Below are 13,282 nucleotides of genomic sequence, written 5' to 3'. Positions count from 1 at the left end.
GGGCTGGAGCGGCGACGCCATCGACGAGGCCTGGCCGGCCTTCCTGGCGTCGTGCCGGGCCATCGGCCGACAGGCGGTGTGGGCCGCCAGTTGCGAGGCGGCCCGCGGGCTGGGCGAGCGGCCGAGCGCGTCGGCGGTGCGCAATTTCTTCGAGTCGCGCTTCACCCCGTGGCGGGTGAGCAACCCGGACGGCACCAAGGAAGGCCTCATCACCGGCTACTACGAGCCCCTCATCAACGGCAGCCGCCACAAGGGCGGGGCCTACAACTGGCCGGTGCTGGGCGTCCCGGACGACCTGCTGTCCATCGATCTGGGCGAGGTGCTGCCCGACCTCAAGGGCCAGCGCCTGCGCGGCCGGCTGGTGGGCAAGAAGGTGGTGCCCTATTACTCCCGCGCCGAGGTGGCGCGGATGGCCGACAAGTTTGCGGCCAAGGCCATCCTGTATGCCGACGACGCGGTGGATCTGTTCTTCCTGCAGGTGCAGGGCTCGGGCCGGGTGAAGCTGCCCGACGGCAACATCGTGCGCATCGCTTACGCCGACACCAACGGCCATCCCTACCACTCCATCGGCCGCTGGCTGGCCGACAAGGGCGAGCTGCGCATCGATCAAGCCTCGATGGACGGCATCAAGAACTGGGCGCGGGCCAACCCCGGCCGCCTGCAGGAGATGCTCAACGCCAACCCCAGCTACGTGTTCTTCCGCGAGGTGGCCAATCACGGTGGCGGGCCGGTGGGCGCCCTGGGCCAGCCCCTCACCGACGGGCGCAGCCTGGCGGTGGACCCGCGCAGCATTCCGCTGGGGGCGCCGGTGTTTCTCTCCACCACCCAGCCCAACAGCACCCAGCCCCTGCGCCGCCTGATGCTGGCCCAGGACACCGGCACCGCGATCAAGGGCGGCGTGCGCGGCGACTTCTACTGGGGCTTCGGCGCCGAAGCCGGGGCCCAGGCCGGGCGGATGCGTCAGAAGGGCGAGATGTGGGTGCTCTACCCGCGGGATCAGGTGCCGCGCTGAGGTCGATGTCGGCGCTCGGCCTGCGAAGCGCCGACTTGAAATCGCTCAACAAATACTTGAACGGTTCTAAATTGGATTTGGGGCTTTGCAAGTTTTACCTGGGCGCGCGTAAGTCAGACTTGGGCCATCCGAAGTCTGACTTTGAAAAACTGCATGTCCGAGCTGGGATGGCCCAAGTCCGGGTTAGGGCATCCCAAGTCCGACTTGGGAAGTCGCACGTCTTTCTTTGAAAGTCCCAAGTCGGACTTGCGCGATTTGATCTCGGGCTTGCGCGCGCCGCGCCCGGGCCTTGATCGGGGCTCGCCAGCCAACCCAGGGCGGGCGTTTCTTTTGCGCAGGGCTGAGCGTAGATCGTAGATTTGTAATAAGTTTTTCGTAAATTCATGGTTTGCCCGCACGGTGTCCCGCGCTACCGTGCGAAGCTGGCGCCTGACCTCAGTCGCCATCCAATCTGCATCCTGGAGACCATCGTGCCCCTTACCGAACTCGTCCATTACTTCAACAAGCGCAACCGGCTCGTCCGCGGTGGCGAGGACGAGGGCTTCCGGTTCGTCGACGGGCAGGTGCGCATGCACTTCGGCGGACGGGTCTTCGGGACGCGCTTCCAGCCCATCGTCGAGCGCGCTGGCAGCCAGCCGGCCGGGCACGAGGCGCATCTGCACGTGCTGGGCGCTTCTGCCACGCCGGCTCAGACGGTGTTCCTGGAGGCTCGGGACGATGCCGAGCTGGTCCACCTGGATCGCATGGCGCGCACCCTGCATGCCCTCAATTTTTTGCTGGAGCGGGAGCAGCACGGGGGCTTCCTGGCCCTCAATGTGCATCCGCAGCTGATCCGCGCGGTGCGCGACCACCACGGCCATGTGTTCGAGACGGTGCTGGCCCGCTGCGGCCTGACCTCCGACAGGGTGATGCTGGAGCTCTCCGACGACGGCTTCGAGCCTGTCGCGCCGCTGGCCGCGGCGATCGCCGAATACCGGGAGCGTGGCTACCGGGTGGCCATCGACAACTTCGGGCGGCACACCTCCGACCTCGAAAGGCTTGAGCAACTGGCCCCCGACGTGGTGAAGCTCGACCGCAGCCTGATCGGCCACGCCGGCCACCTGAGCCTCGCCAAGCGGGTGATGACCGAACTCAGCGCCGAGATTCGTCGTCTTGGCATGAGCGTGGTGTGCCAGTGCATCGAGAACCCGTTGCAGCGCGACGTGGCCCGGGAGGCTGGCGTGGACTGGCTGCAGGGCCATCTGCTGGGCCGACCGGCCGCCCACTGCCTGCCGGTGCCGAGGCCGCGCCGGCCCCAGGCGGCGGCCTGATCCGATCGGATCGGCACAAACAAAAGGGCTGCCCGCGGGCAGCCCTCGTTGCGTGGGGCGTCCGAGCTTACTTGCCGGCGGCCTGGTTCATGGCCTGGTCGAGCTGCGCCAGGGGCACGGCGCCGGGCAGACGGTTGCCGTCGGCGGTGAAGATGGTGGGCGTGCCCGAGACCTTCATCTTCTGGCCGAGAGCCACGTTCTTGTCGATGGCGCTGGTGTCGCAGCCGGCTGCGGCGGCGGCGGGCGCCTTGCCGGCGGTCATCCAGTCGTTCCAGGCGGTGGCCCGGTCCTTGGCGCACCAGATGTTCTTCGACTTCTCGGTGGAGTCCGGGCTCAGGATCGGGTACAGGAAGGTGTAGATGGTGGCGTCCTTGAGGCTCTGCATGTCTTTTGCGAGGCGCTTGCAGTAGCCGCAGTTCGGGTCTTCGAAGCTGGCGATGACGCGCTTGCCGTTGCCGCGCACCTGCTTGATGGCCTGGTCGAGGGGCAGGGTGGCGAAGTCGATCTTGAGCAGCTGGGCCATCCGCGCCTGGGTGACGTTCTTGCGGGTCTTGGCGTCGATCAGGCTGCCGTCGATGATGAAGCTCACGGTGGCGTCGGTGTAGATCAGCTCGCCGGACTTGAGCACCACTTCGTAGAGCCCGCCGTAAGGGGTCTTCTTGACGCTGTCGACGGCCGGGCCGCCCACGAAGGTTTCGAGGTTCTTCTTGACCGAGGCTTCGTCGGTGGCTGCATGGGCGACGCCGGCTGCGAGGAAGAGGGTCGCGAGCAGCGAGCGTACGAAGGGGAATTTCATCCGGGTGTCTCCAGGGGGCGGCGTGTAGTGGGTTTCAGAAGCGGCCGGCAATGGCGTAGCGGACCAGCGCATTGCGTAGGACAGGCACGCTGTTGGTGAGGTTCAGACCAATGTTGCGCAGCCCCGAGAGGATCGGGTCGGCGGGCTTGAACAGGCGGTTGAGGCCGTGGGTGGTGTATTGCAGCAGGGCGGTCTCCTCGGCGCGGGCGCGGGCGTAGGCGCGCAGCACCGGCAGCTCGCCCGGATCGCGCCAGGCGGGCAGGCCCTTGATCTGTTCGGCCAGCACGCGGGCGTCCTGGTAGCCCAGGTTGATGCCGTGGCCCGACAGCGGATGGATCGCGTGGGCGGCGTCGCCGATGAGGGCGAGGCGCGGGCGCACTGCGGTCTCGACGCGCATCAGGCGCAGCGGAAAGGCCGCGGCCGGCGTGATGAGTTCGAGCTTGCCGAGACGGTAGCCGCCGGCTTCGGCCACCCGGGCGCACAGGGCTTCGGGGGGCAGGGCGACGAGCTCGTCGGCGAGGGCGTCCGGGGCGGACCACACCATCGACATCTGCTGGTCGGGCAGCGGGAGATAGGCCAGCACGCCGTCCGGGCGGAACCACTGGAAGGCGGCGTTGCGGTGGGGCTTCTCGCAGCGGAAGTTGGCGACCACGCCTTTTTCATCGTAGGGCGTGTTGCGGGCGCCGATGCCGGCCGCCTGGCGCACCCACGAGTCGCGGCCGTCGGCGGCCACCACGAGCTTCGCCTCGACACGCCGGCCATCCGTGAGGGTGAGGCGCGCGGCAGTGTCGTCGATGGCGAGGGCCGCTGGCGAGGCCGGGCAGATCAGGGTGACGTTGTGCTGGCGCTTGACGGTTTCCCACAGCTCGAGCTGCATCAGGCTGGATTCGAGGATCCAGGCGAGCTCGCGCAGGCCGCTGTCGTAGGCCGAGAAATCGAGCCGGCCGCCGGCGTCGCCGTGGATCTCCATGTCGTACACCGGCGCCATGCGGGCCGGGTCGAGGTGCTGCCAGATGCCGATGGCGGAGAGGAAATCCACGTTGGTCGGGCTGATCGCGTAGATGCGCGCATCCCAGCCGTCCGGGCGGGCCGGGGGGCGGGTTTCGACGATGCCGACCTTCAGGTTGCTGCCGCGAAGTGCGGCGGCGAGGGCGGCGCCGGCAAGTCCGGCGCCCACGATGAGTACATCGAATTTCATGGCTGATCTCCTGCGCCCCGGATTGTGCCGGACGGCGCAGGGGAAGTCACCCGCGACGGGATGCCGCCGGGCTGGAGCGGATTACCGGGGCGGGAGCGCCGGGGTCGGCGGCGGGGGCGGGTAGTAGTGCGGCACGCCGCCGGTGGCCGCCGGCGCGGGGGCGCGGTAGCCGTAGCCCGGCAGCTGGTTGCCCTTGGCGTACATGCACTGCTGGTAGGCGATGTCGTAGCGGCGCTGGGCGTCGGCGCCGGCATAGGCGGTCTGGCTGGTGCCGCTGCCCGAGCGGGAGACCATGCCGACCGCCGCTCCGGTGGCAGCGCCGTGATTGCCGCCGGCAAGGCCGCCCACCGCGGCTCCGATGGCGGTGCCGACGATGGCGCTGCCGACCATGTTCTGGGCGGCGGAGTCCCGCGGTGCGATGCCGATCGCCTGATCGGCGTAATTGCGGCACTGGCGGTCTTCCATCGAGAAAAGATCGAGGGGCTTGCCGGGAGCGGGCATCACCGCCACCCGCGGGCCGCTGGGCAGGCTGGCGCAGCCGGCGAGCAGGGCGAGGGGGATCATCAGCAGCCGGGCGCGGCGGGAGAGAAGGGACGGGCGGTCGGGCGTGTTCATGGTTTGGAAGCTCCTTCCGGGCCGGTTGTCGGGGCTGCCGGCGTGGCGCCCTGAGGCGCTGCCTGGGGTTGGGCAGGAACCGGGCGCCATTTTTCGGGGCAGCGCTGGACGTAGGGGTAGTAGCCCTTGGCGCTCTCGCAGTAGTACCAGTTCTGGACGTCTGCGGGTGGCGCTGCCTGGCTTTCGCCGGACGGCGTGGCCGGGACGCTGCGCCAGCCTTCGGGGCAGGTCTGGGTGTAGGGGTAGTAGGCGCGGGCGCTGTCGCAGAAATACCAGCTCTGGGGCGCTGGCGGCAGGTCCGGCAGCACGATGGGGGCTTCCTGCTGGACAACGACGGGCGGTGGGCTGTAATAGGGGGGGTAGAACACCCACGGGGCGCCGACGATCCACCACCCGTTGAAGCCGCCGTGATGGTGCGGGCTGACCCATACTCGTGGTGCCGGACCCCAGCCCGGGCCGCCACGGAAGCGCCCGCCACGGTCGGCGTGAGCCGGAATGGCGGCGGCCGTGCCCGCCGTGAGGAGTGCCGCGAGCAGTGCCCGTCGGGCGAGCGGCGTCGATCGGCAAAACGGACTTTTCATCGCGCGGAACTCCTGTCGTTTATATGCATCATTGCAGCACCGCCTTCGTTGCCGTGTAAGTGCCTGTCTGCGCAACTCGTAACGGGGTGCGACGGAAGCCAGCTGCGGCAAGAATTGCTTACAGGTCCATTTTTATCACGCAGCCTTTCGTCGCTCGGATGAATCGAGATGCAAAGTGCGCAATAATGTTATTTTTGCTGTTTTTGGCATTTTATGGACGTCCGCAAACTCGTCATCGCCCTCGGGGTGCTGATCCTTCTTGCAGTGGGCATTGTGCTCTACCTGCAGGTGGATCAGCCGGTCGATCGGCGTCGCAGCGACCCCGTCATGGCCGCGAAGGTCGAGGTTCAGCACGGCCCTGCGCTTCGTGCGATGGGCGTCCGCAGCCTGGGTGTCGATCCCAGGACCAGCGACGTGGTGGTAGTCTTCAAGGGGGGCGGGCGTCTTGGTCGGCGGGTCGCCGGCCGCCTGCCCGGGCTTGCCAGTGCGGACGGCTGCGGCGAGCTCGAGGTTGGCATCTCGGTGGGCGATTCCCTTACTGCCTGGGGAGATTCCAGCAGCCCGTCGTTCTATTCGCGCCTCGACTGCGTGATTGACGAGGTGGTCTCCCGCGCCGCCGAGCTGCGCGACCCGGAGTGACACGGCGGGCTTTTGCCGGCTGAAGCGGCTATACTCCGCGCCGGGAAGTTCGCCAGGCAGTCGCGGTGCGTTCGCGCATCGAGGAAAGTCCGGGCCCCGCAGAGCAGGATGCCGGCTAACGGCCGGGCGCCATACGCCTTCGGGCCAAAGCGACGGAAAGTGCAACAGAGAGCAGACCGCCGATGGCCGCCTCCGGGCGGATCAGGCAAGGGTGAAACGGTGGGGTAAGAGCCCACCGCGGACGTGGTGACACGGACGGCACGGTAAACCCCATCCGGGGCAAGGCCAAATAGGGGGACGTTGAGGCTGCTCGCTGAGTCCCCGGGTAGGCTGCTTGAGCGGCGCGGCAACGCGTCGACCAGAGGAATGATTGCCCGGCGGGCTGGTTTTCGGACCGGTCCGCTCGACAGAACCCGGCTTATCGGCGGACTTCCCCACTTCGCCACACGTTTTTTTCGTTTCCTCCGCTTTTCTCCACGATTGAGACTTTTTTCGCGCCAGGCCTTGGTGCGAAACACTCTTTTGCGCTCCAGTGCCTGAAAGCCTTTCGGCTGCCTTTCGGGCGGGCGCAGGAGCTGTGAATTCATCCTCAACTTTTGCAATCCTCGCTACTGACGTTGATTTGTAAGCGGATTTCCTACACAACCCCGTCCAATTCCTAAGTGCTTGTGGCGAAAAGAGATTTGCTCTGGACCCAACTTGACCGGGTATTTTTTTTGCTCTAAAGTGGGACGAAGTGGACGAAAGTGGGAAAAAGTGAGTTTTTCCGGTTCGTCGGGGTTGGAAAGTGGGGTCTTCAATGTTTCAAGGCGCAGCGGCGCTCAGTCTCGATGCGAAGGGTCGCCTGGCGATTCCGGCGCGGCATCGGGACGCGCTCGCCGAGCTGGCCGGAAACGAGTTGATCCTCACCGCGCATCCCCACCGCTGCCTCCTGATCTATCCCGCTCCCGCCTGGGGGCCGATCCGCGACAAGGTGCTTGCCGGCTCGAGCCTCGATCAGCGTTCCGCCCTGCTCAAGCGTCTGCTCGTGGGTTTCGCCCGCGATGAACAGATGGATTCGGCCGGCCGCGTGCTGATCGCGCCCGAGCTGCGCGGCTTTGCGCAGCTGGAAAAGCAGGTGCATCTGGTGGGGCAGGGCGATCACTTCGAGTTGTGGTCGGATGCGGGCTGGCAGAAACAGCAGGAGGCGATCTTCGCCCTGGGCACGGATCTCATGCCCGCCGGTTGGGAAAACCTGCCGCTGTGAGTACCGCACCGCACATCACGGTGCTGCTGAAAGAGGCGGTGGAAGCGCTGGCGATCAAGCCGGACGGCGTTTACGTGGACGGCACTTTTGGTCGCGGCGGGCATAGCCGGGCGATCCTGGCCCAGTTGGGGCCGGAGGGCCGGCTCATCGCCTTTGATCGCGATCCGCAGGCGATTGCCGCCGGCGAGGCGATCGGTGACGGGCGTTTTGAACTCGTCCATGCGCCGTTCTCGGATTTTGCCGAGGCGCTGGCCGAGCGGGGTGTGGAGAAGGTGGACGGCGTCCTGCTGGATCTGGGGGTGTCGTCCCCTCAACTGGATGAAGCCGGGCGGGGCATGAGTTTTCGCTTTGATGCGCCGCTCGACATGCGAATGGATACGACCCGCGGGATGACCGCGGCGGAGTGGCTGGCAGAAGCGCCGGTCGCCGACATAACCCGGGTACTGAGGGAATACGGTGAAGAACGGTTTGCTTATGAGATTGCAAAGGCGATTGTTGCTGCTCGGTCAGGGGGGCATGTCGCAACCACTGGACAGCTTGCCGCGATCGTGGAAGCGACGGTCTGGAAGCGCGAGCCGGGCCAGCACCCTGCGACGCGCACCTTCCAGGCTCTTCGGATTTTCGTCAATCAAGAGCTTGAGGAGCTGTCGCTAGTCCTGCCGCAGGTTGTGGCAGCACTGGCGGCCGGAGGCCGTCTGGTGGTGATCAGCTTTCACTCCCTCGAGGACCGCATCGTCAAGCGCTTCATGCGCGACGAGTCGCGGCCGCCGCAGCTTCCTGCGCGGCTGCCGGTGCGCGCGGCCGACATGCCCAGGCCCAAGCTCGGGCTGGTCGGCAAGCAGGTGCGTCCGTCCGACGAGGAGATCGCCGCCAACCCGCGCTCCCGCAGCGCCGTGATGCGCATCGCCGAAAGGCAGGCGGACTGACATGGCGCGTCTGACCGGATTCCTCGTGATGCTGGTGGTGGCGAGCAGCCTCGGCGTGGTGGCATCCCAGCACCAGGCCCGCAAGCTCTACGCTGCCGTCGAGCGTGAGCAGCAGCGCTCCCAGCAGCTGGAGGTCGAGTGGGGCCAGCTGCAACTGGAACAAAGCACCTGGGCGGCTCACGCCCGTATCGAAAAACTCGCTCGCGAAAAACTCGCGATGCGCCCGCCTCTGCCCGGGCAGATCATCGCCATCGAGGAGCGGCCATGAAAAAGGCCAAGAAGGGCGTCACCTTCAATCACAATCCGCTGCTGCGCTCGGAGCTTCCGGCGTGGCGGCCGCGTTTCGTCCTGCTATGCCTGCTGGGCGGCTCGGTGGCGCTGGTGGGCCGCGCGGCTTACCTGCAGGGCGTGAACGAGCAGTTCCTGCAGGCCAAGGGTGAATCCCGCTACGCCCGCGTGCTCGAGGTGCCTGCCACCCGCGGCAAGATCACCGACCGCCAGGGCGACGTGCTCGCCGTGTCGTCGCCGGTCAAGTCGATCTGGGCGATCCCGGAAGACGCCCGCCTGAATCCGTCCCAGACCCGTCAGCTGGCTGCTCTGCTCGAGATGCCGGTGCAGGATCTGAACCAGAAGCTGGGTGTCGAGAAGGACTTCGTCTATCTCAAGCGGCAGGTCTCGCCCGAGCTTGCCGATCGCATCGCCGCCCTCAAGCTGCCGGGCGTCCACGATCAGCGCGAATACCGCCGCTTCTACCCGGGTGGCGAGGTGATGGCCCACGTGCTGGGCTTCACCGGCGTGGACGACAAGGGTCAGGAGGGCATCGAGCTCGCCTTCGAGCCTTCGCTGGCCGGCAAGCCGGGCTCCCGCCGGGTCGTCAAGGACCGCCGCGGCAACGTGGTCGAGGACGTCCAGTCGATCCGCCTGCCCCAGGACGGCAGGGAAGTCGCCCTGTCCATCGACAACAAGATCCAGTACCTCGCCCACGCAGCCCTCAAGCAGGCGATGACCGACCACAAGGCCAAGGCCGGTGGCGTGGTGGTGATCGACGCCAAGACTGGCGAGATCCTCGCCCTGGCCAACGCGCCTACCTACAACCCGAACAACCGCGTCAAGCTCACCGGCGACCAGCTGCGCAACCGTGCCCTGACGGACACCTTTGAGCCGGGCTCGACGATGAAGCCCTTCACCGCCGCGCTGGCGCTTGAAAAGGGCAAGGTCACCGCCAACACCATCATCAACTGCGCGCCGGGCCGGATGACCATCGGTTCCGCGACGATCTCCGACGCTCACCCTCATGGTGCCCTCACCGTCGCCCAGGTGATCCAGAAATCGTCCAACATCGGCGCGGCCAAGATGGCCCTGAGCTTCCCGCCGGAAACCATGTGGAAGATGTTCGACGATCTCGGCTTCGGCTCGCCGCTCAAGCTGGGCTTTCCGGGTGAAGTCGGCGGCCGCTTGCGTCCCGCCAAGAGCTGGCGCCCGATCGAGCAGGCCACCATGTCCTACGGCCACGGCATGTCGGTCAGCCTGATGCAGATCGCCAACGCCTACCAGGTGTTCGCCCGAGACGGTGACATCGTGCCCTTGTCCCTGTCGCGTCTGGATACGCCGCCGGTGCATGGCTCCCGCGTGTTCGCTCCGCAGACCGCCCGCGAGGTGCGCCAGATGCTCGAGATGGTCGTCCAGCCGGGCGGCACCGCCCAGCAGGCCAACGTGCCGGGCTACCGCGTCGGCGGCAAGACCGGCACCGCGATGAAACTCGTCGGCGGCCGTTACGCCAACCGTTACGTGGCCTCGTTCGTGGGCATCGCCCCGATCTCCGATCCGCGCCTGATCGTCGCCGTGATGATTGACGAGCCCACCAACGGCAAGCACTACGGCGGCGACGTGGCCGCGCCGGTGTTCGCCCAGGTGACGGGCGGTGCGCTGCGCACCCTCGGTGTGGCGCCGGATGCGCCCCTCAAGCCGCTGCAGGTTGCCCGTCAGGGCGTCACCCCCGTCCGGGAGGCCATGTGAGCGTGAGTGCCCGCCAGCAGGCCCAGGACCTGCTCGCCCAACTGGCTGCCGCCGGGGTGGAAGTTACCCAGCTGTGCCTCGATTCCCGCAAGGTGTGCGCCGGCGATGTCTTCCTGGCCTGTCCGGGGCATCGGGTCGATGGTCGCCGCTTCATCGTCGATGCCGTCCATGCCGGTGCCGCCGCCGTCCTGTGGGAGCGCGACGGCCACGTGTGGGACGATTCCCTGCAGGTTCCCAATGTCGCTGTCGCTGGTCTCGCCTCGCTGGCCGGACATCTGGCCAACGAAGTCTGCGGCCGTCCGTCCGAAGCCCTGTGGCTTGTCGGCGTGACCGGCACCAACGGCAAGACGTCGGTCACCCAGTGGCTGTCCCGCGCGTTTGCCGCCCTGGGGCGCAAGTGTGGCGTGATCGGCACCCTCGGCATCGGTTTTCCGGGCGCGCTGAAGGCCAGTGTCAACACCACGCCCGACAGCCTCACCCTGCACCAGACCCTCGCCGAGTTCCGCGCCGCCAAGGCCGACGTGGCGGCGATGGAGGTGTCGTCCATCGGCCTCGATCAGGAGCGCCTCAACGGGCTGCACTTCGACGTGGCGGTGCACACCAACCTCACCCGCGACCACCTCGACTACCACGGCAACATGGAGAACTACGGCGCCGCCAAGGCCCGCCTGTTCGACATGCCGGGCCTCAAGGCCGCGGTGCTTAATCTCGACGACCGCTTCGGCATGGAGCAGGCCCGGCGCCTGGCCGGCAGCGGCATTCAGGTGATCGGCTACACCCTGGTCGCCAGCAATGCCGACGCCGCCCCGGTCAATCGGCTGGTCCTCGCCGACCGCCTCACCACCACTGCGGCCGGCGTGCGCTTCACGGCCCGCAGCGGAAACGAGTCGGCCGACCTGAGCCCCAATCTGGTGGGGCAGTTCAACGTCTCCAACCTGCTGGCGGTGATCGGCACCCTGATGGCCTCGGGCTTCAGCCTCGAGGAAGCCGCCACCGTCGCCGAAGACCTCACCCCGCCGGTGGGCCGGATGCAGACCCTCGGCGGCATCGGGGATCCGCTGGTGGTGGTCGATTACGCCCATTCGCCCGACGCGCTCGAGCAGGTGCTCACCGCCATCCGCGCCACCGTCGAGGCCCGTGGCGGCAGCCTGACCTGCGTGTTCGGCTGCGGTGGCGACCGGGACCCCGGCAAGCGCCCGCTGATGGGCGAAGTGGCCAGCCGCCTGGCCGACAAGGTCGTGCTCACCAGCGACAACCCCCGCGGCGAAGACCCACTGGCAATTCTGCGTGAAGTCGCCGCTGGCGCCCGTGCCGACGTCGAGATCATCGCCGACCGCGCTGACGCGATACGCGGCGCGATCCTCGCCGCCGCGCCCGACGACGTGATCGTCATCGCCGGCAAGGGCCACGAACCCTATCAGGAGATCAACGGCGTGCGTCACCCGTTCTCGGACGTGGATCAGACCCGCGACGCCCTCGAAGCCTGGAACGACGCCCAGGGAGAACTGTCATGATGGATCTCCAGGAAGCCGCGCTGGCCACGGACGGCACCGCTGTCGGCGGCAACGTCGCGTTCATGTCGGTCAGTACCGACTCCCGGGCCATCCAGCCCGGCCAGCTGTTCATCGCCCTGCGCGGCGACCGCTTCGACGGCCACGAATTCCTCTCCGCCGTGGCCGCCCAGGGCGCCGTGGCGGCGATGGTCGACCGGGCGTGGGCGGCGGCCAATCCGGTTCCGCTGCCGCTGCTGGTGGTGGACGACACCCGCCTCGGCCTTGGCCGCCTGGCCGCCAGCTGGCGTGCCGGCTTCAGCCTGCCGCTGATCGGCGTGACCGGCAGCAATGGCAAGACCTCGGTGAAGGAAATGTGCGCCGCCATCCTGCGCGCCCAGGCACGCATCGACGGCTTCGACCCCGAGTTGGCGGTGCTCGCCACCAAGGGCAACCTGAACAACGACATCGGCCTGCCGCTGATGCTGCTGCGCCTGTCCGGCAACCACCGCGCGGCGGTGATCGAGATGGGCATGAACCACCCCGGCGAGATCGGCTATCTCACGCACCTGGCCCGGCCCACCGTGGCGCTGGTGAACAACGCCCAGCGCGCCCACCTGCAGGGCATGGGCAGCGTGAACGAAGTGGCCCGCGAGAAGGGTGCGATCTACGAAGGCCTGTCGTCCGACGGCGTGGCGGTGGTCAATGCCGACGACGCCTTCGCCGGCTACTGGAAGGCCCTCAACGCCGGGCGCCGCACGCTCACCTTCGGCCTGTCGGCCGATGCCGACGTGACGGCCCGCTGCACCAGCCACGGTTTTTCCAGCGACATCGTGCTGGCCTCGCCCCAGGGCGAAGCGAAGTTCCGCCTCAACGTGCCCGGCAAGCACAACGTCCGCAACGCCCTGGCGGCAGCGGCTGCCTGTCTGGCCGCGGGTGTCTCGCTGGCGGCGGTGGCCGAAGGCCTGGGCGGCTATACCGGCACGCCGGGTCGCCTGCATCTGCGCAAGGGCCTCGGCGGCGCGGTGGTCATCGACGACAGTTACAACGCCAACCCCGATTCGATGCGCGCTGGCATCGCGGTGCTGGCCGCCACCCCCGGCCGCAAGATCCTCGTGATCGGCGACATGGGCGAGATTGGTGAACAGAGTTTCCAGTACCACGACGAGATCGGCGGCTACGCGAAGAGCGAGGGCGTCGATTTCCTGTTCGGGCTGGGTGAGATGAGCGAGGTTGCGGCGCGCAACTTCGGAGAAGGTGGCCGCCACTTCAACAAGCTCGACGATCTCGTCGCAGCGGTGAAGGCGGAACTGAACGAAGACACCGTGGTGCTCGTCAAGGGCTCGCGTTTCATGAAGATGGAACGGGTCGTGGACGCCATTGCGGAGAAGGCTTGAGATGAGTTTGTGTTGTACCGGCTTGGCTGCAGTTTCTTCCGCAATGAACCCGGGGG

Annotated in this window: 13 protein-coding genes and 1 other RNA gene; 10 read left to right on the top strand and 4 right to left on the bottom strand. The window is 67.4% G+C overall.

The genetic code is table 11. The annotated features are described in order from the left end of the window. The coding region (mltA, locus tag QQK25_RS14110; RefSeq protein WP_438696441.1) for a murein transglycosylase A at positions 1 to 1,012 on the top strand (1,012 nt) is incomplete at its 5' end. A gap of 470 nt (positions 1,013 to 1,482) precedes the next feature. Further along, on the top strand, positions 1,483 to 2,322 hold the full coding sequence (locus tag QQK25_RS14105; RefSeq protein WP_284188489.1) for an EAL domain-containing protein: 840 nt from the start codon (positions 1,483 to 1,485) through the stop codon (positions 2,320 to 2,322). A 67-nt stretch (positions 2,323 to 2,389) separates the two neighbouring features. On the opposite strand, the gene QQK25_RS14100 is transcribed toward QQK25_RS14105, so the two are convergent. The 4 genes from QQK25_RS14100 to QQK25_RS14085 form a co-directional block, all read right to left on the bottom strand. Continuing rightward, the gene (locus QQK25_RS14100; protein WP_284188488.1) at positions 2,390 to 3,118 is read right to left on the bottom strand and encodes a DsbC family protein; all 729 of its coding nucleotides are present in this window, start codon (positions 3,116 to 3,118) and stop codon (positions 2,390 to 2,392) included. 34 nt (positions 3,119 to 3,152) lie between these two features. After that, positions 3,153 to 4,316 carry a UbiH/UbiF family hydroxylase gene (locus QQK25_RS14095; protein ID WP_284188487.1) on the bottom strand — a complete coding sequence of 388 codons (1,164 nt, stop codon included), beginning with the start codon at positions 4,314 to 4,316 and terminating at the stop codon, positions 3,153 to 3,155. Positions 4,317 to 4,397: 81 nt separating this feature from the next. Beyond that, complete coding sequence (locus QQK25_RS14090) at positions 4,398 to 4,931, bottom strand: hypothetical protein (RefSeq protein WP_284188486.1); 534 nt, start codon at positions 4,929 to 4,931, stop codon at positions 4,398 to 4,400. After that, positions 4,928 to 5,512, bottom strand: coding sequence for a hypothetical protein (locus tag QQK25_RS14085; protein ID WP_284188485.1), 585 nt, complete (start codon positions 5,510 to 5,512; stop codon positions 4,928 to 4,930). Before QQK25_RS14085 ends, QQK25_RS14090 begins: the two co-directional genes overlap by 4 nt. A gap of 213 nt (positions 5,513 to 5,725) precedes the next feature. On the opposite strand from QQK25_RS14085, the gene QQK25_RS14080 reads away from it, so the two are divergent. The 8 genes from QQK25_RS14080 to QQK25_RS14045 all read left to right on the top strand — a co-directional run bounded on the left by QQK25_RS14080 (position 5,726) and on the right by QQK25_RS14045 (position 13,226). Beyond that, entirely contained in the window at positions 5,726 to 6,151 is a 426-nt protein-coding gene (locus QQK25_RS14080; RefSeq protein WP_284188484.1) for a hypothetical protein, read from the top strand. Between the two features lie 44 nt (positions 6,152 to 6,195). Continuing rightward, positions 6,196 to 6,588, top strand: an RNA gene (gene rnpB / locus QQK25_RS14075) — RNase P RNA component class A. A gap of 362 nt (positions 6,589 to 6,950) precedes the next feature. After that, entirely contained in the window at positions 6,951 to 7,397 is a 447-nt protein-coding gene (gene mraZ, locus QQK25_RS14070; RefSeq protein ID WP_153161993.1) for a division/cell wall cluster transcriptional repressor MraZ, read from the top strand. Beyond that, on the top strand, positions 7,394 to 8,323 hold the full coding sequence (gene rsmH / locus QQK25_RS14065; RefSeq protein WP_284188483.1) for a 16S rRNA (cytosine(1402)-N(4))-methyltransferase RsmH: 930 nt from the start codon (positions 7,394 to 7,396) through the stop codon (positions 8,321 to 8,323). Before mraZ ends, rsmH begins: the two co-directional genes overlap by 4 nt. A gap of 1 nt (position 8,324) precedes the next feature. After that, positions 8,325 to 8,591: a cell division protein FtsL gene (ftsL, locus tag QQK25_RS14060; protein WP_153161995.1), complete on the top strand. Its 267-nt coding sequence runs from the start codon at positions 8,325 to 8,327 to the stop codon at positions 8,589 to 8,591. Beyond that, positions 8,588 to 10,339 carry a peptidoglycan D,D-transpeptidase FtsI family protein gene (locus QQK25_RS14055; protein ID WP_284188482.1) on the top strand — a complete coding sequence of 584 codons (1,752 nt, stop codon included), beginning with the start codon at positions 8,588 to 8,590 and terminating at the stop codon, positions 10,337 to 10,339. Before ftsL ends, QQK25_RS14055 begins: the two co-directional genes overlap by 4 nt. Beyond that, positions 10,336 to 11,853 carry a UDP-N-acetylmuramoyl-L-alanyl-D-glutamate--2,6-diaminopimelate ligase gene (locus QQK25_RS14050; protein ID WP_284188481.1) on the top strand — a complete coding sequence of 506 codons (1,518 nt, stop codon included), beginning with the start codon at positions 10,336 to 10,338 and terminating at the stop codon, positions 11,851 to 11,853. Before QQK25_RS14055 ends, QQK25_RS14050 begins: the two co-directional genes overlap by 4 nt. Then, positions 11,850 to 13,226, top strand: a complete 1,377-nt coding sequence (locus QQK25_RS14045) for a UDP-N-acetylmuramoyl-tripeptide--D-alanyl-D-alanine ligase (protein ID WP_284188480.1) — start codon at positions 11,850 to 11,852, stop codon at positions 13,224 to 13,226. Before QQK25_RS14050 ends, QQK25_RS14045 begins: the two co-directional genes overlap by 4 nt. The last annotated feature ends 56 nt before the right edge of the window (positions 13,227 to 13,282 follow it).

The sequence above is a fragment of the Zoogloea oryzae genome, from assembly GCF_030161255.1.
GTDB lineage: Bacteria > Pseudomonadota > Gammaproteobacteria > Burkholderiales > Rhodocyclaceae > Zoogloea > Zoogloea oryzae.
This window is presented reverse-complemented; position numbering and strand designations above follow the sequence as displayed.